15 protein-coding genes are annotated in these 21237 nt (G+C 60.9%); 7 read left to right on the forward strand and 8 right to left on the reverse strand.

What is annotated here, in order from left to right; all coding sequences use genetic code 11:
- Positions 1 to 8 precede the first annotated feature (8 nt).
- The gene (ilvY, locus tag ACMGGK_RS00105; RefSeq protein WP_004929971.1) at positions 9 to 899 is read right to left on the reverse strand and encodes an HTH-type transcriptional activator IlvY; all 891 of its coding nucleotides are present in this window, start codon (positions 897 to 899) and stop codon (positions 9 to 11) included.
- Positions 900 to 1067: 168 nt separating this feature from the next.
- On the opposite strand from ilvY, the gene ilvC reads away from it, so the two are divergent.
- On the forward strand, positions 1068 to 2543 hold the full coding sequence (gene ilvC / locus ACMGGK_RS00110) for a ketol-acid reductoisomerase (RefSeq protein ID WP_016930469.1): 1476 nt from the start codon (positions 1068 to 1070) through the stop codon (positions 2541 to 2543).
- A 47-nt stretch (positions 2544 to 2590) separates the two neighbouring features.
- On the opposite strand, the gene ACMGGK_RS00115 is transcribed toward ilvC, so the two are convergent.
- Both ACMGGK_RS00115 and ACMGGK_RS00120 read right to left on the reverse strand, forming a co-directional pair.
- A complete protein-coding gene (locus ACMGGK_RS00115; RefSeq protein ID WP_049300871.1) occupies positions 2591 to 3292 on the reverse strand; it encodes a LuxR family transcriptional regulator in 702 nt (233 codons plus the stop codon).
- Positions 3293 to 3535: 243 nt separating this feature from the next.
- Positions 3536 to 4468 carry a sugar kinase gene (locus ACMGGK_RS00120; RefSeq protein WP_028128093.1) on the reverse strand — a complete coding sequence of 311 codons (933 nt, stop codon included), beginning with the start codon at positions 4466 to 4468 and terminating at the stop codon, positions 3536 to 3538.
- 238 nt (positions 4469 to 4706) lie between these two features.
- Here ACMGGK_RS00120 and pdeH point away from each other — a divergent pair, with 238 nt between their 5' ends.
- A complete protein-coding gene (pdeH, locus tag ACMGGK_RS00125; RefSeq protein ID WP_016930466.1) occupies positions 4707 to 5498 on the forward strand; it encodes a cyclic-guanylate-specific phosphodiesterase in 792 nt (263 codons plus the stop codon).
- Positions 5499 to 5589: 91 nt separating this feature from the next.
- Positions 5590 to 7629 (forward strand): AsmA family protein, encoded by a 2040-nt coding sequence (locus ACMGGK_RS00130; RefSeq protein WP_123867988.1) that lies wholly within the window; start codon positions 5590 to 5592, stop codon positions 7627 to 7629.
- Here the strand turns inward: ACMGGK_RS00130 and ACMGGK_RS00135 are convergent, their stop codons facing one another.
- From ACMGGK_RS00135 to yhjD, 3 genes are all read right to left on the reverse strand, one after another.
- Positions 7630 to 8397: a CDP-diacylglycerol diphosphatase gene (locus ACMGGK_RS00135; RefSeq protein WP_016930464.1), complete on the reverse strand. Its 768-nt coding sequence runs from the start codon at positions 8395 to 8397 to the stop codon at positions 7630 to 7632.
- Between the two features lie 101 nt (positions 8398 to 8498).
- Entirely contained in the window at positions 8499 to 9821 is a 1323-nt protein-coding gene (locus ACMGGK_RS00140; RefSeq protein ID WP_016930463.1) for an MFS transporter, read from the reverse strand.
- Positions 9822 to 10150: 329 nt separating this feature from the next.
- Positions 10151 to 11170, reverse strand: coding sequence for an inner membrane protein YhjD (gene yhjD / locus ACMGGK_RS00145; protein ID WP_016930462.1), 1020 nt, complete (start codon positions 11168 to 11170; stop codon positions 10151 to 10153).
- Positions 11171 to 11511: 341 nt separating this feature from the next.
- Between yhjD and ACMGGK_RS00150 the strand changes: the two genes are divergently transcribed.
- Complete coding sequence (locus ACMGGK_RS00150; protein WP_016930461.1) at positions 11512 to 12378, forward strand: crotonase/enoyl-CoA hydratase family protein; 867 nt, start codon at positions 11512 to 11514, stop codon at positions 12376 to 12378.
- A 16-nt stretch (positions 12379 to 12394) separates the two neighbouring features.
- Here the strand turns inward: ACMGGK_RS00150 and pdeR are convergent, their stop codons facing one another.
- Positions 12395 to 14389: a cyclic di-GMP phosphodiesterase gene (pdeR, locus tag ACMGGK_RS00155; RefSeq protein WP_420276599.1), complete on the reverse strand. Its 1995-nt coding sequence runs from the start codon at positions 14387 to 14389 to the stop codon at positions 12395 to 12397.
- Positions 14390 to 14920: 531 nt separating this feature from the next.
- Here pdeR and spy point away from each other — a divergent pair.
- Entirely contained in the window at positions 14921 to 15412 is a 492-nt protein-coding gene (gene spy, locus ACMGGK_RS00160; RefSeq protein ID WP_028128096.1) for an ATP-independent periplasmic protein-refolding chaperone Spy, read from the forward strand.
- Positions 15413 to 15506: 94 nt separating this feature from the next.
- On the opposite strand, the gene ACMGGK_RS00165 is transcribed toward spy, so the two are convergent.
- Positions 15507 to 16724, reverse strand: coding sequence for a Tm-1-like ATP-binding domain-containing protein (locus ACMGGK_RS00165; RefSeq protein WP_028128097.1), 1218 nt, complete (start codon positions 16722 to 16724; stop codon positions 15507 to 15509).
- A gap of 250 nt (positions 16725 to 16974) precedes the next feature.
- On the opposite strand from ACMGGK_RS00165, the gene ACMGGK_RS00170 reads away from it, so the two are divergent.
- Together ACMGGK_RS00170 and ACMGGK_RS00175 are read left to right on the forward strand one after the other, a co-directional pair.
- On the forward strand, positions 16975 to 17628 hold the full coding sequence (locus ACMGGK_RS00170; RefSeq protein WP_042706136.1) for a TetR/AcrR family transcriptional regulator: 654 nt from the start codon (positions 16975 to 16977) through the stop codon (positions 17626 to 17628).
- Between the two features lie 478 nt (positions 17629 to 18106).
- Entirely contained in the window at positions 18107 to 21130 is a 3024-nt protein-coding gene (locus ACMGGK_RS00175) for an autotransporter serine protease (RefSeq protein ID WP_097101220.1), read from the forward strand.
- Positions 21131 to 21237: the final 107 nt, after the last annotated feature.

A 21237-nucleotide genomic window follows, 5' to 3' on the forward strand; every position in this document is an offset into this window, starting at 1 on the left:
ACCCCGCGTCAGCGGGGATGCAGCAACCGCCAAAAGGCGTCGATCAACGGATCGCTGAGGCGTTTTTTCTGAACGCAGACCCCCAGTTCGAAGGGTTCGACCATCGAGATGTTATCCAGCTGCGAGATGCGGTTGCGCACCGGCTCCGGGCTGTTGTCCACCACCACGCTTGGGATCAGCGCGATGCCGCAGCCCAGGGCCACCATCGACACGATGGCCTCGTGGCCGCCGACGGTAGCGTAAATCAGCGGATTGCTGATGCGGTGGCGGCGGAACCACAGTTCGATACGTTTTCGCGAAGGGCCGTGCTCCGGCAAGATGAACGGGATCTCGGCCCAGTCGGGCTTGTCGGCGAACGCCTGGCTGCGCACCGCGCAGGGCAGCGCCGGCGCGATCAGCACCAGCGGAATTTCGCCGATTTTGGTGAACGCCACGCTGGCGGGCAGCGTTTCCGGCCGGCCGGCGATGCCGAGATCGGCCTCGTTGGATTGCACCTTGTCGACCGCGTCGGCGGCATCGCCGGTGGTCAGCTTGATCTCTACCAGCGGGTGCTGCGCACGGAAGCGATCGAGGATCGGCGGCAGGTGGCTGTACGCCGCGGTCACCGAGCAGAACAGCCGCAGTTCGCCGCTCAGCGAAGGGCCGTGCTGGCCGAGCGAGTGTTTCAGCTGCTGATACTGCAGCAACGTCTGTTGGGCGAATTCTTTCAGCTGTTCACCGGCGTCGGTGAGCTGCACGGTGCGGTTATCGCGCAGGAACAGCGGCTGCCCGAGGATCTCTTCCAGCCGCTGGATCTGGCGGGAGAGCGTCGACGGGCTGACGTGCATCGCCTTGGCGGTGCGCCCGAAGTGATGGCTTTCGGCCAGATGCAGGAACAGCTTTAAATCACGTAAATCCATATCGATACGCTCGCAGTGAGAGTGTTGCAAAAATTGCAATGTCACGTTCTCAATATATCAATTTAAGCAACGCATTTCCTGTTATACATTGAGTTTAACGAATCTCCGCACAGACAGGGCGGGGAATGAAAATAACAATGCAAGACAACATCAAACCGGAGTACCACCATGGCTAACTATTTCAACACATTGAACCTGCGTCAGCAGTTGGCGCAATTGGGTAAATGCCGCTTTATGGCGCGCGACGAATTTGCTGACGAAGCCGGCTACCTGAAAGGTAAAAAAGTGGTGATTGTCGGCTGTGGCGCCCAGGGGCTGAACCAGGGGCTGAACATGCGCGATTCCGGTCTGGATGTCGCCTATGCCCTGCGCAAAGAAGCGATTGACGAGAAGCGCGCTTCCTGGCGCAAGGCGACCGAAAACGGCTTTAAGGTCGGCACCTACGAAGATTTGATCCCGCAGGCGGATCTGGTGGTTAACCTGACCCCGGACAAGCAGCACTCTTCCGTGGTGCGTGCGGTGCAGCCGCTGATGAAAGACGGCGCGGCGCTGGGTTACTCCCACGGCTTCAACATCGTTGAAGTGGGCGAGCAGGTGCGCAAAGACCTCACCGTGGTGATGGTCGCGCCGAAGTGCCCGGGCACCGAAGTGCGCGAAGAGTACAAGCGCGGCTTCGGCGTGCCGACCCTGATTGCGGTTCACCCGGAAAACGATCCGAAAGGCGAAGGCATGGCGATCGCCAAGGCCTGGGCGGCGGCGACCGGCGGCCACCGCGCCGGCGTGCTGGAATCCTCCTTCGTCGCTGAAGTGAAATCTGACCTGATGGGCGAGCAGACCATTCTGTGCGGCATGCTGCAGGCGGGTTCTCTGCTGTGCTTCGACAAGCTGGTTGCTGAAGGCGCCGATCCGGCTTACGCCGAGAAACTGATTCAGTTCGGCTGGGAAACCATCACCGAAGCGCTGAAGCAGGGCGGCATCACGCTGATGATGGATCGCCTGTCCAACCCGGCCAAGCTGCGCGCCTATGCGCTGTCCGAACAGCTGAAAACCATCATGGCGCCGCTGTTCCAGAAGCACATGGACGACATCATCTCCGGCGCTTTCTCCAGCGGCATGATGGCCGACTGGGCGGAAGACGACGTGAAACTGCTGACCTGGCGCGAAGAGACCGGCAAAACCGCGTTCGAGAATGCGCCGCAGTTTGAAGGCAAAATCAGCGAGCAAGAGTACTTCGATCACGGCGTGCTGATGGTGGCGATGGTGAAAGCGGGCGTTGAGCTGGCGTTCGAAACCATGGTCGATGCCGGCATCATCGAAGAATCGGCTTACTACGAGTCGCTGCACGAGCTGCCGTTGATCGCCAACACCATTGCGCGTAAGCGTCTGTATGAAATGAACGTGGTCATCTCCGATACCGCGGAGTACGGCAACTACCTGTTTGCCAACGCGGCGGTGCCGTTGCTGAAGGATTTCATGACCACCCTGCAGGCGGGCGATTTGGGCAAAGCCGTGGCGGGTACGGCGGTGGACAACGCGCAGCTGCGCGACGTGAACGAAGCGGTGCGCAGCCATCCAATCGAAACCGTCGGCCGCAAACTGCGCGGCTACATGACCGACATGAAACGTATCGCCGTTGCGGGCTGATTTTCCGCAAGATAAAAAACAAAAAGCCGGCTGCAATGCCGGCTTTTTTATGCCTGAGGCGGCGCGATCAGTTGCCGTTCAAGGCCGCGCCGGATCGCGTGTTTGGCGTTGGCGACCCCCAGCTTCCGCACCGCATTGCCGATGTGAAACTTCACCGTGCCGGTTTTGATCCCCAGGATCAGCGCGATCTCATTATAGGTTTTGCCCTGGCTGGCCCAATAGAGAATTTCCCCTTCGCGCGGCGAGAGCCGATCCTTTCGGCTCGCCTCGGCGCTGGCCAACGCAAGCGCGTGCTGGTGGGTATCGACCAAGACGATCTGCAGGCTGGCCCTTTCTTCCTCCATTAGCTGCCGCAGTTCGGCGTCATCGGCCGCCGTCGCGCTGATCGACAAGATCGCCAGATTGTTGTCGTGATCGTGCAAAACAAAGCTGCAACCGTGCACGATGTCGTACTCCCGCGCCTGGCTGAAGATCTTCCGGTAATGCCGATCCTCAGTGGTGAGGGCGGTGTCGTGCCACATAAAGGGCGCACAGCGGTTATGGGCGGCGCGCACGACGGGATCGATGTGCTGATAGCGATTGGCACTGTAGATGTCCAGCCATTCTTGCGGATAGCTCGATACCAGCAGATGGCGGTCGGGATGGTGTTTATTGAAGGTCAAGTAAGCGTATTTGAATTGGCTGAAGGCCTGTAGCCGGCCATCAAGATGCAGTCTTGCGGCGACGGCGTTGGCGAATGTGACGGCCATCGGTAACCTCCCTGTCGTTCGGCGGCTCAGCCCGACCTGCACCAAAGTCCAGCTAGTCAGTGCGGCGGATTGAAATTTATACTCGGCTAATAAATTCAAAAAGACGGCAATGCCAAGACCCGAGCTTAGCAGCTCTGGGCGGAAATAAGCCAACGCCAGGGAAATTCTTTCAATCATCCTCCGATCAATGCTTCTGGGATCCATTGCGTGGGCGGCGGGGCGACTTCGCCGCCGCCTTATTGATTATGCGGGCATCGCCGCTGCGGGAATGATGGCGCCGCGATGTTGGATCACCGTCGCAGCAAGCTGATGGCCGCGCTGCGCCGCCTGCCGGGCGCCGCCGCCGTTCAGGCGCACCGCCAGGTAGCCGGCGCTGAAAGAATCGCCCGCCGCAGTGGTATCCACCACGCGCTCCGGCGGCAGTGCGATCGCCGGCACTTCAAGCCGCTCCCCCTCCACATTGAACACCAGACAGGCATCCGCGCCGCGTTTGATAACGATCTCGCCGACGCCGAGCGCCTGCGTGCGCGTCACTATCTGTTCAACCGGCTGCGCTCCCCACAGCAATTCTTCGTCATCCAGCGTCAAAAAGGCGATGTCGGTGCAGGCCAGCACCTCGCGGTAGGCCTGCTGCGTTTCCTCACGGCTTGGCCACAGACGCGGGCGGTAGTTGTTGTCGAAGATCACCTGGCCGCCGTTGGCGCGACAGCGGCGCAGCAACGTCAGCAGCTTCGTGCGGTCGGCAGGCGCGAGGATCGCCAGGCTAATGCCGCTGAGGTACAGGTAATCGAACTGCGCCAGCCGCGCGCACAGTGCGTCGGCCTGCGGTCCAGCAAGCCAATAGCGGGCGGCGGCGTCATTGCGCCAATAGTAGAAAGTGCGTTCGCCGGCGGCGTCGGTTTCGATCACGTACAGGCCCGGCAGCTTGTTGTCGAACTGCTGAATCAACCCGGTCTCGATCTTCTCCTGCCGCCAGGCCTGCAGCATCTCGCCGCTGAAGCTGTCGGTGCCGAGCGCAGTGACGTAATGCACCTGCAACGTCTGTTTCGGCATTTGGCGGGCGAGGTAGACGGCGGTGTTGAGGGTATCGCCGCCAAAGCCGCGCGTCAGCTGTGCGCCCTGCTGTGACAGCTCGATCATGCATTCGCCGATCACGGCGAGGTTTCGGATAGTCATCGTCAATAAGCCCTGGCTAAAGAAGAAGCAACAGCCACCAGTCTCCACGCAAGGCGGTAAGGGAGTCAATAAATTAAAACGGTGTTTTAATTTTTTATGATCGCGATCGGCCAACGCCGACAGGGTGAAGAGGAAAGCGTGCGGCAATTCGTGCTTAAAGTTTTACGTGGCGTGGCCGATAAGTTGGGTAAAGAAACAGCGGCAGCGCTCTCACTTCCCCGCCACGGCGATAGTACCGATGATAACCAATCTGATCTCGGGTCTGCTGGCGCCCTGTTTTGCCCTCTATGCCTGCGCCAAATCGCGGCGCTACTGGCGGCAATGCCGGCGCTTGTATACCTTCCAGCCGATTTATCGCACCAGCGGCGCGCTGTTGGCGGTGGAACTGCTGACGGCGGTGCATCACCCGAATGAGCCGGACAAGCGGCAATCCCCGGAACAGTATTTTGCCTCGCTCGGCGTCGCCCAGCGTTTGCGGGTGGTTCAGGAACAGCTGGCGCTGTTGCAGCGCTGGCAGGCGTTGTTCATCCGCCACGCGGTGATGGTATCGGTCAATATCGACGGCATCGCGCTGCAAGCATTGCAGCGTCATCGCGCGTTGCAACGGCAGATCGCCGAGATGCCCTATCTGCGCTTCGAGCTGGTGGAGCACGCCGCAACGGCATCAAACCGCCCGCTGCAGCAGATTGTCGGCGGCGAGCGGCTGTGGCTGGACGATTTCGGCAGCGGGCTGGCCAACTTCTCCGCCGTCGGTGCCTGGCGGTATCAATACATCAAGGTGGCGCGCGAATTGTTCACCTTGCTCAAACAGTCGGAAGAGGGGGTGCAGCTGCTCGGCACCCTGATCAAGATGATGAACCAGCACAGCGACGGGGTGATCGTCGAGGGGGTGGAAACCGAGCAGGAGTGGCGCCTGGTGCAGCGCTCCGGCGCGTTGGCCGCACAGGGCTACTACCTTTCCCGTCCGGCGTGCTTTGAAACGCTGCACAGCGTGCCGACGTTGTTTGCCGCGCCCGGCGCGCCGGCGTGAACTCCGGCCTATCCTCAGCTAGGCTTAAACGGGGCTGCTAATTCCTTTTCCTTTTATTCGGCAGCCTGGCTTATGCGCTGAGGGAGCCGCTATGACAAGAACAGGAAAGGTTTTCAGCTGGCTGGGCGGCATTGTGCTGCTGGCGATCGCCGCACTGGCGATCTTCATCGCTACCTTCGACTGGAATCGACTCAAGCCCACCATCAACGACAAAGTGTCGGCCGAACTGCGGCGGCCGTTCGCCATCCGCGGCGATCTGGGCGTCGACTGGTCACGTAATCCGGATGAGGGCGGCTGGCGCGCCTGGGTGCCCTGGCCGCATATTCATGCCGAAGACGTGTGGCTGGGTAATCCGAAAAACATGCCCGGCGACAGCATGGTGACGCTGCAGCGCATCGACGCCAGCATCGCACCGCTGGCGCTGCTGGGTAAAGAGCTGCTGATCCCGCGCATCTGGCTGAAGCGGCCGAATGCGTCGTTGCAACGCCTGGCCAACGGCGACAACAACTGGACGTTTGACCTGGCCGGCGGCCAGGATCCCAAGCAGCCGCCTTCCGACTGGTCGTTCACCGTTCACGATATCGTGTTCGACAAGGGACAGATTGCCTTTAAAGACGCCACGCTAAAGGCGGATTTCCGCGCCGTTATCGATCCGCTCGGCAAACCGCTGCCGTTCAGTGAAGTGACCGGCAAACAGAGCGGCGGCAAGAGCGCTACACCCGATTATGTTTTCGGCTGGCAGGTGAAAGGCAAATATAACGGCGAACCGCTGAGCGGCAGCGGCAAGATCGGCGGCATGCTGTCGCTGCAGAGCGCCGATCTGCCGTTCCCGCTGCAGGCCGACGTGCGTTCCGGCAGCACCCGGGTGGCGGTGGCGGGCACCTTGTCCGATCCGCTGAATCTCGGCGGCCTGGACGTGCAGCTGAAATTTTCCGGCGACAGCCTGGGCAACCTCTATGGCCTGACCGGCGTGCTGTTGCCGAACACGCCGCCGTATGCGACCGATGGCCATCTGATGGCTCGTCTGCATCAGCCGGGCGGCGCCGTGTTCGAGTATCAGAAATTTGACGGCAAAATCGGCGACAGCGACATTCACGGCAGCTTGAAGTACGTCGCCGGTAAACCGCGGCCCACGCTGAGCGGCGCGGTGAGCTCCCGGCAGCTGAGGTTGGCGGATCTGGCGCCGCTGATCGGCGCGGACTCCAACGCCGCCAAAGCCGGGCGCGGCGAGAAGAGCCGCCAGCCGGCGGATAAGGTGCTGCCGGTCGAACAGTTCGATACGCAAAGCTGGCGCAAGATGGATGCGGACGTGAAGTTTGCCGCCGCGCGCATTGAACGCGGCAGCGATTTGCCGCTGAGCGATCTGGCCACGCACCTGAAACTGAACAATGGCGAACTGCGCCTGGATCCGCTGCGCTTCGGCATGGCGGGCGGCAGCCTGAGCGCCGTCGTGCGCCTCGATGGCGGCAAAAAGCCGATGCGCGGTCAGGTAGATATGCACGCGCGCAAACTCCAGCTCAAACAGCTGTTGCCGAACGTGGCGGCGATGAAGCGCAGCCTCGGGCAGATGAACGGCGACGCCAGACTGACGGGCAGCGGCAATTCGGTGGCCGAACTGCTGGCGACCAGCAACGGCGACCTGCGCCTGTTGATCAATAACGGGGTGATCAGCCGTAGCCTGATGGAGATCCTCGGTCTGAACGTCGGCAACTATCTGGTGGCGCAGCTGTTCGGTGACGACGTGGTGGGCATCAACTGCGCGGCGGCGGACGTCGGCATCCGCAGCGGCGTCGCCGCGCCGCGGCTGTTCGTGTTCGACACCGAAAACGCGGTGATCAACATCACCGGCAACACCAACCTCGCCACCGAACGGCTGGATTTGTCCATCGATCCGGAAAGCAAGGGGATGCGCGTGCTGACCCTGCGCTCGCCGCTGTACGTGAAAGGCACCTTCAAGCATCCGGACGCCGGGGTCAAAGCCGGGCCGCTGATCGCGCGCGGCGCGGCGGCGGTGGCGTTGGGGGCGGTGCTGACGCCGGCGGCGGCGCTGCTGGCGCTGGTCTCGCCCAGTGAGGGCGGCGAGGAGAACCCGTGCGGGCAGATCCTGCGGGAGATGAAAGGCAAAAAATAATCAGGCGTGCGGCGGCGGCGTGAGCAGCCGGCAGTCGTGATCCTGGATCTCTTCCGCCGAGGCCAGGGTAAACGGCAGCAGGCTGCGCTCGGTCGCCAGCAGCAGGAAATCGCCGTCCGGCAGCGCGGTCATCGCCAGGCCGAAGCTGCCCATGCGCCCGTCGGCGCGCGGCAGGCCGGAGGCCAGCAGGCGGAAGGCGCCCTGTTGTTCCAGTTCGGCGGGGGTCACCCGCCGCCCCAGATAGTCATGCCCCAACAGGCCGCCGGGCAGCGGTTGCCATTGCTCGATGAAATCGGGACCAATCTGCGCCAGCCGCTGTTTTACCGCCGGCGACAGACAGGAGATATGAATGTGCAGCTGGTTTTGCGTGCGGCCATATTCCGAGTTGATCGCCAGTGAAATATCGCCGTCGTCGATGGGTTTGCCATAACGCTCCGCCATCACGTGGCGCGCGCGCCAGGCCTGCGCGAAGAAATTCGGCGTGGCGGCGTCCAGCAGCGCCGGGCTTTCGATACCGGTGATTTTGGCGCTGGGCATCAGCAGGTATTGCAACGGCCCGTTGCGATCTTTAAACACCACGAAACCGGCCGGCACATCCACCTGCGCGCAGGGCGCCGGGTTGTCATGCGCTTGCTGATTGGGCAGACATTGCTGGCTGACGATGCGCCATAGCGCATCGGGATGGTCAGGCTTCAACCCGTAATAGAGCGCGATGGCGAGAGCCGCCAGCAGCGCCACGCAGACAAATACCCCACGACGCAAAGACATCGGCCGATCCTGTTACCGAGAGAAACATTCAGCATAGCCCGGTTTTATGACAGGAAACGAACAACGCGTGCGGCCCCCCGCAGTGAGGGGGCCGCAGAGGATCACAGCGACTGGTGGCGGGTTTCTTTCATCAGCAGCAACGCCAGCAGCGTCAGCCCGGCCATCGCCGCCAGGTACATGCCGACGTAGAACAGCCCGTAGTGGGCCGCCAGCCAGGTGGCGATATAGGGCGCCACGGACGCGCCGAGGATCGATGCGACGTTGTAGGAGAACGACGCGCCGGTATAGCGCACTTCGGTAGGGAACAACTCCGGCAGCAGCGCGCCCATCGGGCCAAAGGTCAGCCCCATGATGCTCAGGCCGCACAGCAGGAAGCCCATCACCAGCGCCTGGTTGCCGGAACCCAGCAGGGTCGGGAACAGGAACGCGAAGCCGATCATCAGCAGGGTAATGGCGATCATGGTCTTGCGGCGGCCGAACGCGTCCGCCAGCAGACCGGCGATCGGCACCATCACGCCGAAACCAATCACCGCCACCATCAGCATCCACAGGAAGCTGTTGCGGGAGTAACCGAGGCCCAACGGCTGCGGCGCGGTGCCGTAGGTCATCGAATACACCGTCATCAGATAAAACAGCGTGTAGGTCGCCAGCATGATGAAGGTGCCGAGGATGGTGGCTTTCAGATGCTTGCTCAGCAGCGTGCCGAGCGGCACTTTCACCTGTTTGCCGGCCTTGGCCGCTTTGGCGAACACCGGCGTTTCATGCAGCGATACCCGCACATACAGGCCAATCAGCACCAGCGCCGCGGAGAGGATGAACGGCACGCGCCAGCCCCATTCCATAAATTGCTGGTCGCTCAGCAGCCATGAGAGCAGCAGGAAGGTGCCGTTGGCGAAGAAGAAACCGATAGGCGCCCCCAACTGGGGGAAAGAACCGTACAGCGCGCGCTTTTTGGCCGGCGCGTTTTCCGTCGCCAGCAGGGCTGCGCCGCCCCATTCGCCGCCCAGCCCCAGGCCCTGGCCAAAGCGCGCCAGCGCCAGCAGGATAGGGGCGAAGATGCCGATGGTTTCATAGCTCGGCAGCAGGCCGATCAGCACGGTGGAAATCCCCATGGTCAGCAGCGAGGCGACCAGCGTGACCTTGCGCCCGACGCGATCGCCGAAGTGGCCGAACAGCGCAGAGCCGATAGGGCGCGCGACAAAGGCGACGGCGAAGGTGGCCAGCGACTGCAGCGTCGCGGTGGTCGGGTCGCCCTGCGGGAAGAAGATGTGTGGGAACACGATCACCGCGGCGGTGGCGTAGATGTAGAAGTCGAAGAACTCGATGGCGGTGCCGACCAGCGAGGCGACGATGACTTTCCCGCGGGAATTCACCGGTGTAGACGCGTCGTCGGCGTCGAGTGGGGGTGCGATGGTGGCTTGCATATCTATTTCTTATTGTTGGAGGGGGTAAAAATCCATCTTAGTGACAGCATTCCGCCTTTTCAACGCTGTAACTTTGGGCAACGCCGCCGCTAACCGGTTAAAAAGACTAATGTTTTACCGGGCTTCTTTTCTGTAGCGTTAAACGTTGAGAAATGGGTTTCATACAGAGGGAATGGCTGTAAAAACGGGAAAGAAAAGTGAATGGGTAGTTTGTTATGCTGGTTTTCCGAATGTCATGCCGCATGATTTAGAGGGATTGACTGGGTTTTTGCTTATTAACCAGAGGAAAGTGCCGGCGTGTGCGATAACACCGGCACGATTGCATGGCTTCAGGGGGCCGGCGGCTCGCGTTCCGGCAAGGCTTTGTCGCCTTGGTAGTCGGCGGTAGCGATCCAGGCGGCACAAAACAGCGTCAAACGGGCGAAGAAGTAGAAGAACGCCATCAGCCCGATCACCGAGCCGAAGGCCGCGCCGGAAGGCGACTTCGCCACCTGCGGCAGCGTCATCGTCATCACGAACTTGATCACCTCAAAGCCGATAGCCGCGAGCAAGGTGCCGCGCAGCAGCGCTTTTTTCTTCGGTTTGTGGCGCGGCAGCATCCAGAAAATCCACAGGAACAGCAGATAGTTGGCGAAGATCGAGATCGACAGCGCGATCAGCGTCAGCGCCGGCCGCAGCCATTCGATGCCGTCCAGCCCCAACGCGTTGACGATCGCCGCCTGCGCCGACCCGGCGACCGAGGTCAGCGACAGCGTAATAATGAGCGCGACCACCAGGCCGGTCAGCGAGATGAAGTCGCGGGTGTACTTGAAATAGATTTTCTCCTGATCCTGCGGATTGCGCTCCCAGACATCGCGTGACTGCGCGCGGATCGCCTCGCGCAGGTTGCCCATCCAACTGATGCCGGAATAGAGCGCCAGCGCCAGACCGGTCAATCCCACGGTGGTGCGCTGCTGAATGGCGGTGTTGACGGTATTCTTCAGCGTGCTGGCCAACGTCGGATCGCTGATGCTGCCGACGATCCGGTTGATCAAGCGGGCCAGCAGATCCGGGTTGGAAGCCAGCACGAAACCGGCGGCGGCGAACGACACCATCAGGATCGGGATCAGCGAGAGGAATGAAAAGTAGGTGATGGCGGCGCCAAACTGGCTGCCCAGCCGATCGTTAAAGCGTTCGGCGGCGCGCAGCAGGTGCGCCACGCTCGGCCAGGCTTTGATGCGTTCAATCAGACGTGAAAAACCGCTGATGCGGCGGTCGAGCGTCTCATGGCCGGTCTTGATGGCGATAAGCGGCTTCGGCGGCGTGTCTTGTGTGGGCTGGCGGCGTTCCTGGTCTGGTCCTGTAGGCATTACTTCACGATTTCCTTAACGTTAAACGGCATGTATCAGCGTTGATTATAGCCAAAGCCCTGCGGCGTTTTGAGCGCCGGGGCGGCAAACGGTCAATTTGCGAGCTTAACGCGTTAGCGCCCGGCATGAAATGCCGGGGATGGCGCGATAGGTAAAATTCCTATGAAAACCCCGTGGCGCCTCGGTTTTTTTCACTTCTCTACCTCCAATTTTTATCTGTTTCGTCGGCGAGAAAGCGTTTACTCATGATGTGGCGTCGCGCTTTGCCGCTCGCCGCCCCGCTGCAGCCGTAGGGGCTGGAACGGTCTCATCCGTCATCAACAGAAAAACTGGAAGGTCTTATGAAATTGCTTAATCACCCCACCTGTCGTCCGTTTACCGAAGCGGGCAATCTGTCGCAGATCTCCGCCTACTATGAAGAGGGGCGGCACATCATGTGGATGCTGCTGCGCGCCGCGCCGCGCCCCTGCTTCAACCAGGCGTTGATTGAAGACATCATGACGCTGGCGCAGGCGGCGAAGGAGTCTTCGCTGCGGTTCGACTTCTGGGTCACCGGCTCGCTGGTGCCGAACATGTTCAACGTCGGCGGCGATCTGCAGTTCTTCGCCGAAGCGATCAAAAACCGCAAGCGCGAGGCGATGATGGCCTACGCGCGCGCCTGCATCGACTGCGTGCATGCGGCGGCACGCGGTTTCGACACCGGCGCGATCAGCATTGCGATGGTTGAAGGCAGTGCGCTGGGCGGCGGTTTTGAAGCGGCGCTGGCGCACCATTTCGTATTGGCGCAAAACAATGCGCGCATGGGGTTCCCGGAGATTGCGTTCAACCTGTTTCCCGGTATGGGCGGTTACTCGCTGGTGGCGCGCAAGGCGGGCATGCGCTTGGCCGAGGAGCTGATTTGGGGCGGCGAGTCGCACACCGCAGAGTGGTTCGAGAGCCGCGGGCTGGTAGACCAGCTGTTCCAGCCCGGCGACGCCTACCTGGCGACGCGCACCTTCATCGATACCATCCGGCCGAAGCTCAACGGCATGCGCGCCATGCTGCGGGCGCGTCAGCGCGTGTTGCAGCTGACGCGTTCCGAGCTGATGGACATTACCGAAGATTGGGTGCACTCGGCCTTTACCATTGAGGAAAAAGACCGTGCCTACATCGAGCGGCTGGTGATGTTACAGGATCGCCATACCCTGAACCTGCGTCGTGCCGGCTAACGTTAACGCGCCCGCCTCATGCGGAGGGTGAGCGCGGGCGATAGGACTGCAGCCAATGCTCCAGCTGTTCCGGGAGCATTGGCCGCGCGAACAGAAAGCCCTGTTTTTCGTCCACGCCGACCTCGTCGAGGAAGTGGTTTTCGCTCTCGGTCTCCACCCCTTCGGCGATCACGCGGAAGGCCAACGCCTCCGCCGCCGCGACGATCGCGCGTACCAGCGATTGCGATACCGGATTGAAATTCACCCCGCGCACGAAGCTTTTATCCAGCTTGATGGCGTCCAGAGGAATGCGTGCCAGCTGCGCCAGCGACGAATAGCCGGTGCCAAAGTCGTCGAGATGCACCTGCGCGCCCAGTTCGCGCAGCCGGGTGATCAGCGCGCGCGCGCGGTTCTCGTCTTCAATCAGGCTGCTTTCGGTCAACTCGAAGTCCAGCAGACAGGGGGCCATGCGGTGACGGTGCAGCACCCCGAGCAGGTCGTTGACGATGCCGTCGTCGGCCAGCTGACGGGCAGAGAGGTTGACCGCCACCCGCAGATTCAATCCCTGCTCTTGCCATTGCGCCGCCTGCCCGGCGGCGGTTTGCAGCACCCATTGGCCCAACGGGCCGATCAGGCCGGACTCCTCGGCATAGGAGATGAACTGCAGCGGCGGGATCAGGCCGCGCTCCGGCGAATCCCAGCGCACCAGCGCTTCCACGCTGTGCACTTCGCCGCTGTGCGCGTCGATTTTAGGCTGGTAATACAGCACCAGCTGATTTTGTTCCAACCCTTTGCGCAGATTGGTGTCCAGCCACATGTATTCGGCGACGCGTTTGTTCATCTCCGGCGAGAAGACGGTATAGGTGCGTTTTCCGTGCTCCTTGGCGACGTACATGGCGGTATCGGCGCTGCGGATCAGGCTGTCGAGATCGTTGCCGTGCTCCGGGCACAGCGCGATGCCGATCGAACAGCCGGTATACACCTCAATCAGACCGATGCGAAAAGGGGTCTTCAGCCTGTCGATAATGCGCTGCGCCAGCGTTTGCAGGCGCTCGCGATCGCTTTGCGGCGCCAGCACCAAGAATTCGTCGCCGCCGAGGCGGGCGAGCACTTGATCCGGGCTCAGGCAGCCGAGGATCGCCAGCGCGACCTCGACCAGCAGCCGATCGCCGAACATATGGCCGTAGGCGTCGTTGACCTTTTTGAAGTTGTCGAGATCGAGGTACACCAGGCCGAAACTCTCTTCGCCGCGCGTGGCGATGGCGTGATTGATCTTGTCCTGGATGGCGTTGCGGTTCGGCAGGCCGGTGATGAGATCGGTGTTGGCCAGCACCCGTAGCCGCTCTTGCGCGCGGCGTTCTTCGGTGATGTCGGTACCGGAACAGATCAGAAAGACTTCGTTTTTGCCGCTGCCGCTGTGCACGAATTTGTTGCGGAACAGGAACAGCCGTTCGCTCTTGACAGTCTTCACCCAGCGTTCCACCTCATAGGACGAACCGTTGCGGAAGAAGCCGGCGATGTTGCGCCGCGAAGCGGCGGCTTCTTCCGGGCTCATAAACAGCTGGAAAACGTTTTTGCCGATCACCTCGTGTTCGTGCAGTCCGGTGTACTCCTCGCTCAGTCGGTTGAAGCGCTGTATGCGGCCGTGCTGATCGACGATCACGATCACCGAGTTGGCTTCGGACACCACCTGCTCGGCGAAGGAGAGGCCGTGCACCAGGTCGCGCGCCACCGATTGGGTGTCGCTGAAGGCGGAAGCGGTGCCCGCCCATTCGAGGTTGTTGACGCGGCGCCCGACCAGATGCAGATGCAGCGGTTCACCGGCCAGCGTAATGGTCAGATCAAGGCTGGCGGTCACGCCGGTCAGACGGCGGATTTTCGCCGCTTCCATGGCGCTGAGCGCCACCGCGATATGAGCTTTGCCCTTAACGGCGGACAGCTCCAGGGCATTGCTGTCAAACGCCAGCCGCCAGTGGGGGCTTTGGGTGCCGAAGTGAGCGCTAAGAAGCTCAGGGCCTTGGTCTGCGGGCATGACGATTCCTCAAAAGAGCACGGGCGGGCGGGCGGCACAGCTCCGGGCAGCCTGTTGGCCCGAAAGCGATCGCCGTACGCATCTGTGCATCATATAACAGGTTTTCACAGGCGGGGCGGGTGATGGAAACTATTATATAAGCAATGATTAGTTTTGCGGTGTAAACGTCGCCCGGCGCTGCTTGTCTTAAAGTGTAGGAGAACATCGGATCGTGTGATGCTTACTGATTTCCCCTGCTATCGGAAAACGGTTGATGCAAGGTTGCCGTGCAGGTGAGTAAATTATAGCGATGAGGGGAAAGCGGAAAAATAACTCCACCGGGGGGATTTTTGCCGAGAAATTAAAATTTCCATCAAATAAACGCCATCTTCATAGTTTTCTCATAATTGGTGAATAAATCCGAGACGGGTTTTAAAAAGTTTACACACCCTCGCATTACTTGAAATTTATCAGCCTATTATTATCTCCGACAACGAATGAGCCTGTTAACGTACAGCGCTCCTGATGAAGAAAATTTTTAAGGAAATGATTATGCGTAAATTGACGGCTTTATTTATTGCTTCCACGCTGGCTCTGGGTTCTGCTTCCGCGGCGTTCGCCGCCGATACGGCGACGGCTCCGGCGGCGGATGCGGCGCCGATGAAAATGATGCATCACAAGGGTGAAGGCAAAGGCGGCCCGTTCGCCGGGCTGAACCTGACCGAGCAGCAGCGCCAGCAGATGCGCGATATCATGAAAGAGTCGCACCAGAAGCGCGGGCCGGGCATGAAAGAGGAGCGCCAAGCGCTGCACAATCTGGTCGCTTCCGACAGCTTTGACGAAGCGAAGGCGAAGGCGCAAATTGACGCGATCGGTAAAGCGCAATCCGAACGCATGCTGGCACGCGCCAAAGCGGAAAATAAAATGTATAACCTGCTGACGCCTGAGCAGAAAAAACAATACAATGAGAATTATCAGAAACGCGAGCAAAAGATGATGGACCACATGAATAAAATGAAGGAGCAGATGCCCGCCGGTCAGTAATATCCGCTCGCGGTAAATAATAAAGGGCCAGACTATTTGTCTGGCCCTTTTTCTATTTGGCGTTATCACCGGCAGGCTTTGCCATGGGTGATCATCATTCTCCGCCGACAATGTGCCGAAACTGTTCGGCAACGGCCTGCGCAAAGCGCGGGTCGTTAATATGATAAGGCGTTTTTATCAACCGGCGTTTGCCGGTGGCGTGCACCGTTTCTTCCAGCGCTTGCGTAAAGGCGGCCAGCGCCGCCGGATCCCAGAACGGTTGGCCGGGCGCATCCAAAGCCGATACGCCGCCCGCCGGGATAACGAAACGCACTTCGCCCGCGCAGGCGTTGATTTTTTCGCCCATCCAACGCCCCATTAACGCATTCTCCCGCGCGCTGGTGCGCACCAGCGTCACTTGCGGGTTGTGATGGTGACGCAGACGGTTGGCATAGTGAGCCGGCACCGTATTCGGCGCGCCGAAGTTGATCATGTCTATCGCGCCGCAGGAGAGCACGCACGGGATGCCGGTACGCGCGATGGCACCAAAACGATCCGCATTGCAGGGCAGCATGCCGCCAAACAGGTAATCGGCCACTTCGGTCGTGGTCAAATCGATGGCGCCGTGCAGTTGGCGGTTATCGATCAGTTTTTCCAACGATCTGCCGCCGCTGCCGGTCGCATGAAACGTCAGACAATCCCATTGCGATCCCAGCTCGGCAACCAACGCCTGAACGCAGGGCGTGGTGACGCCAAACGTCGTCAGGCCGATCGCGGGATTGTTGTCGTGATAGTCGACGGCGGCGAAGTGCACTGCGCCGGCTATCTGGCGCGCCGCGTTGCCCAGCACCCGTCGCGAGATGCGATTCAGGCCGGCGAGATCGGTGACCGAATACAGCATGTTGATATCGCTGGCGCCGACATAGGCGGAAACGTCTCCCGCCGCCATGCTCGAGACCATCACTTTCGGCAGGCCGATCGGCAGCTGCTGCATGGCCGGCGTGATGATGGCGGTGCCGCCGGAACCGCCCAGGCCAAGCAAGGCGGCGATATCGCGGCGCGTCAGGATAAAACGTTCGAAAGCGGTCGCCATGGCGGCGATCGCCTGGCCGCGACTGGCGCAGAAGACCGCGTCGGCGCCTGCCGGATGGTGGCGTGCGACGTCTTCTGGACCGATATCGGCCGGGGAGTCAAACGGCAAGCGACGAGTGGAAAGATCGACGGTTCGCGTGGGTAAATTCAGGGCAGCGATCAGCCGCCGTACATACTCCAGCTCTTGTCCTTTCGTATCTGCTGTGGTAGCAATATAGACAAAATTTGAAGTGTCTTTCATGTATCTTCCTGGGGTGTTTCTAATTTTTATTTAAAAATCATTTTGTTATATTTTTATAGGGTGCCCTGGTGTTGGCGTTTAAATTAAATTGATTAATGTATTTATATAATGAGACGGCAGTATCATTTTTGCAAGGGCAGCTCAGTGCAAAATGGGACTCCTGTCTCATTTTTGAGCTTTTCAACGTGGCCGGCGCTTTGCCGGCAGCCAGTCGACAGAGGCGCATCCTCTGTTGCGCAAGCGTGTGCAGATGCATGAGGTTTATGTGCCGATAGATGCCTTTCCCACCCCGTTTGATCCTTCACTGACTTCCACCCGGGCAAAAACCTACCGTTTGTTGCTGGCCAGCGCGATGACGCTGTATGACGAAGGGGCGTTTCCTTCGATCACCGAACTGGCGGCGCATGCGCAGGTATCGCGTGCGACGGCCTACCGCTATTTTCCGACCCAGAGTGCGCTGATTAGCGCCGTGGTGGCGGAAAGCCTGGGGCCTATTCTGGAATGGCGCCCGCAAGACGATGACGCCCTGAAACGCATCCGGCAGTTGCTGACTTTCGCCTATCCTCAGATGGAGCGGCACGAGGGAGCATTGCGCGCGGCGCTGCAACTCTCTTTGCAACAGTGGGCGCACGCGACGCCGGGCGAGAAATTCGTGCGCGGCAACCGCAAGCGTCTGTTGGCGCTGGCGGTGGAACCGCTGCAGGGCAAACTGCCGCCGGACTCTCTGCAGAGAGTGATTCATGCTTTCTCGCTGATTTACGGCTCGGAGGTGTTCCTGGTGCTGAAAGATATCTGGGGGCTGGAGCTTGAGAGCATTCAGGACGTCACGCAATGGATGGCCAAAGCCATTCTGCGTCAGGCGGAAGAGGACGCGACGAACTGCAAAAAAACATCAGCAGGATAATCCAATTTTTGCCGATGACCGAGTGAAAAACCAGCATAATTCACTGAGTGAATATTGGCAAAATTTATAATTAAAAGTGATAAAAGACGCCTGTTAAGCACTTTTCAGGCGGCCGCATCCTTTATGTCTCCCTAGATTATATTTTTATTTATCAGCAAATTATAATTTATCCCTTCACGTGTTATCGCCATTTTGATACTGGCAAACGTCATTGTCATTTCTTATCGGCACTGGCCTGATTCACCCCTGAAACATTCTCTCCTCCCGTTGAGCTGCCGGATGACACATTAAGCGCACTTGAGATTGTTGTGCTTTATTTATTTGGTGTTACCAAACTGTTACACAAAAAATCTTATAAAACATTTGCAAACAACAACGGATGGTATCTGGGATGGAGAAGAAACTTAGAGGAGTCAAATCCGCTCGGGCGGCCTTCGGCTGGCCTGAAATCGGAGTTCATCGCGCACAATGGAGCGCGATGCTGATCTGCCTGACGGCGATTGGCGGGGCGCAGGCCTCCAGCTATATAGAGAACGGCAAAGCGGGCGATCCGGCCAGCTGGCGCAGCAGTGAGTTCAATGCGGAATGGGGGCTGGGGGCGATCCACGCCGACCAGGCCTACGCCGCCGGTTATACCGGAAAAGGCATCAAACTTGGCATTTTCGATCAGCCAGTCTACGCCAAGCACCCGGAGTTCGCCGGTGAGAATAAGGTGATCAATCTGGTTACCGAAGGCATCCGCGAATATACCGACCCCTATATTCCGGTGAAAAAAGGCGACGCTTTCCGCTATGACGGCACGCCGAGCGTGGATTCCGATGGCACGCTCGGTTCGCACGGCACCCACGTGGGCGGCATCGCCGCCGGCAGCCGAGACGGCGGCGCCATGCACGGCGTGGCGTTCAACGCGCAGATCATCAGCGCGGAAAACGGCGATCCCGGCCCGGAGGACGGCATCATCCTCGGCAACGACGGCGCGGTGTACCAGGCCGGTTGGGATGCGCTGGTGGCCAGCGGCGCGCGCATCATCAACAACAGCTGGGGCATCGGCATCACCGAAAAGTTTGATGAGGGCGGTTATGACCCGGCTTATCCGCATTTCACAGTAAACGATGCGCAAAAGCAGTTCGATCAGATCAAACAGATCCTCGGCACCAAGCCCGGCGGCGCCTATCAGGGCGCGATCGACGCGGCCCGCAGCGGCGTGGTCACCATCTTCGCCGCCGGTAACGACGGCAATCTGAATAACCCCGATGCCATGGCCGGTCTGGCTTATTTTGTGCCGGACATTGCGCCGAACTGGCTCTCGGTCGCCAGCCTGCAGGATCCGACCAATACCGGCGATTACAGCATCAGCACCTTCTCTTCTCGCTGCGGTTACACCGCCAGCCTCTGCGTCTCGGCGCCGGGCACCCGGGTATACAGCTCGATAATCGAAGGCACCAGCGTGGAAAATCTGACGACCGGTTACGCCAAATACAGCGGCACTTCGATGGCGGCGCCGCACGTGGCCGGCAGCGTTGCCGTGCTGATGGAGCGTTTCCCGTATCTGAATGGCGCGCAGGTGGCGGAAGTGCTGAAAACCACCGCCACCGACATGGGCGCGCCGGGCATCGACGCGCTCTACGGCTGGGGGATGATCAACCTGGGCAAGGCCATCAACGGTCCGGGCATGTTGGTGACCGCCGAGGATATTCCCGAAGAATTCCGCATTCCGGATCCGACGGGCGTGGCCTACGGCCCGACCCAGTTTGTAGTGGATCTGCCGGGCGTCGGCGCGGTGCTGGACAAGGGCAAACCGACCGAGCGCGTCTGCAGCGATGTGTTGTGCGGCCTGGATTTCTGGAGCAACGACATCTCCGGCCATGGCGGCCTGACCAAACAGGGCATCGGCACGTTGGTGCTGACCGGTAACAACACCTATTCCGGCCCGACGCTGGTCAATCAGGGGCGGCTGGCGATCAACGGCTCGGTCACCTCGGCCGTCAGCGTGCAGAGCGGCGGCATCGTCGGCGGCAGCGGCACGGTCGGTTCGCTGACCGCCCGCCGCGGCGGCACCGTGGCGCCGGGCAACTCGATCGGCACCCTGAACGTGGCCGGCGACGTCAGCTTCGAGCCGGGTTCGCGCTATGCGGTGGAAGTGGGGCCGAACGGCCAGAGCGATCGGATCCAGAGCGGCGGAGCGGCGACGATCGGCGGCGGCGAGGTGGCGGTCACGCTGGAGAACAGCAGCAACCTGCTGACGCAAAGCGAGGTGCGCAGCCTGCTGGGCCAGCAGTACACCATCCTGAGCGCGCAGCAGGGGGTGAGCGGGCAGTTTGACGCGGTGGCGCCGAACTACCTGTTCCTCGGCACCGGGCTGAGCTACCAGCCGACCGGGGTAACGCTGAGCGTCGGGCGCAACGGCACGAGCTTCGCCAGCGTGGCGCAGACGCCGAACGAACGGGCGGTGGCGGCGGCGGCGGATGCGCTGGCGGCGGGCAACCCGGTGTACGAGAGCCTGCTCAACAGCGGCACGGCGGGCGAGGCGCGGCAGGCGTTCCGTCAGCTGTCGGGGCAAATCCATGCGGACATCGCGTCGGCGCTGGTGAACGACAGCCGCTACCTGCGTGAGGCGCTGAACGGGCGTCTGCGTCAGGCGGAAGGGCTGGCGAGCTCGTCGGCCATCAAGGCGGACGAGGACGGCGCCTGGGCGCAGCTGCTGGGAGCGTGGGACCATGCGTCGGGCGACGCCAACGCCACCGGCTATCAGGCCTCGACCTACGGGGTGCTGGTGGGGCTGGACTCGGCGGCGGCGGCCGACTGGCGGCTGGGGGTGGCGACCGGCTACACCCGCACCTCGCTGCACGGCGGGTATGGGTCGAAGGCGGACAGCGACAACTACCACCTGGCGGCGTACGGCGACAAGCAGTTCGGGGCGTTGGCGCTGCGGGGCGGGGCGGGCTACACCTGGCACCGCATCGACACCAAGCGGTCGGTGAACTACGGGATGCAGTCGGACCGCGACACGGCGAAGTACAGCGCGCGCACCGAGCAGCTGTTCGCGGAAGCGGGCTACAGCGTGAAGGGCGAGTGGCTGAACCTGGAGCCGTTCGTCAACCTGGCGTACGTGAACTTCGAAAACAACGGCATCGCGGAAAGCGGCGGCGCAGCGGCGCTGCGCGGCGACAAGCAGCACACCGACGCGACGGTGTCGACGCTGGGACTGCGCGCGGACACTGAGTGGCAGGTGAGCCCGGGCACGACGGTGGCGCTGCGCAGCGAGCTGGGGTGGCAACACCAGTACGGCGGGCTGGAGCGTGGCACCGGGCTGCGGTTCAACGGCGGCAACGCGCCGTTCGTGGTGGACAGCGTGCCGGTGTCGCGCGACGGGATGGTGCTGAAGGCGGGTGCGGAAGTGGCGGTGAACGAGAACGCCTCGCTGTCGCTGGGCTACGGCGGGCTGCTGTCGCAGAACCATCAGGACAACAGCGTCAACGCCGGCTTCACCTGGCGCTTCTAAGCAACATCGACTCAATCCTTGTACGGGAACCGCCTGCGGGCGGTTCCTTTTTCACATCCTGCTAATGAGAACCCGGCGCACCTGGGGCGTCGGCCAATAACAAGCAA

This window comes from Serratia sp. BNK-33-b, assembly GCF_048684565.1.
Taxonomy (GTDB): Bacteria; Pseudomonadota; Gammaproteobacteria; order Enterobacterales; family Enterobacteriaceae; genus Serratia; species Serratia marcescens.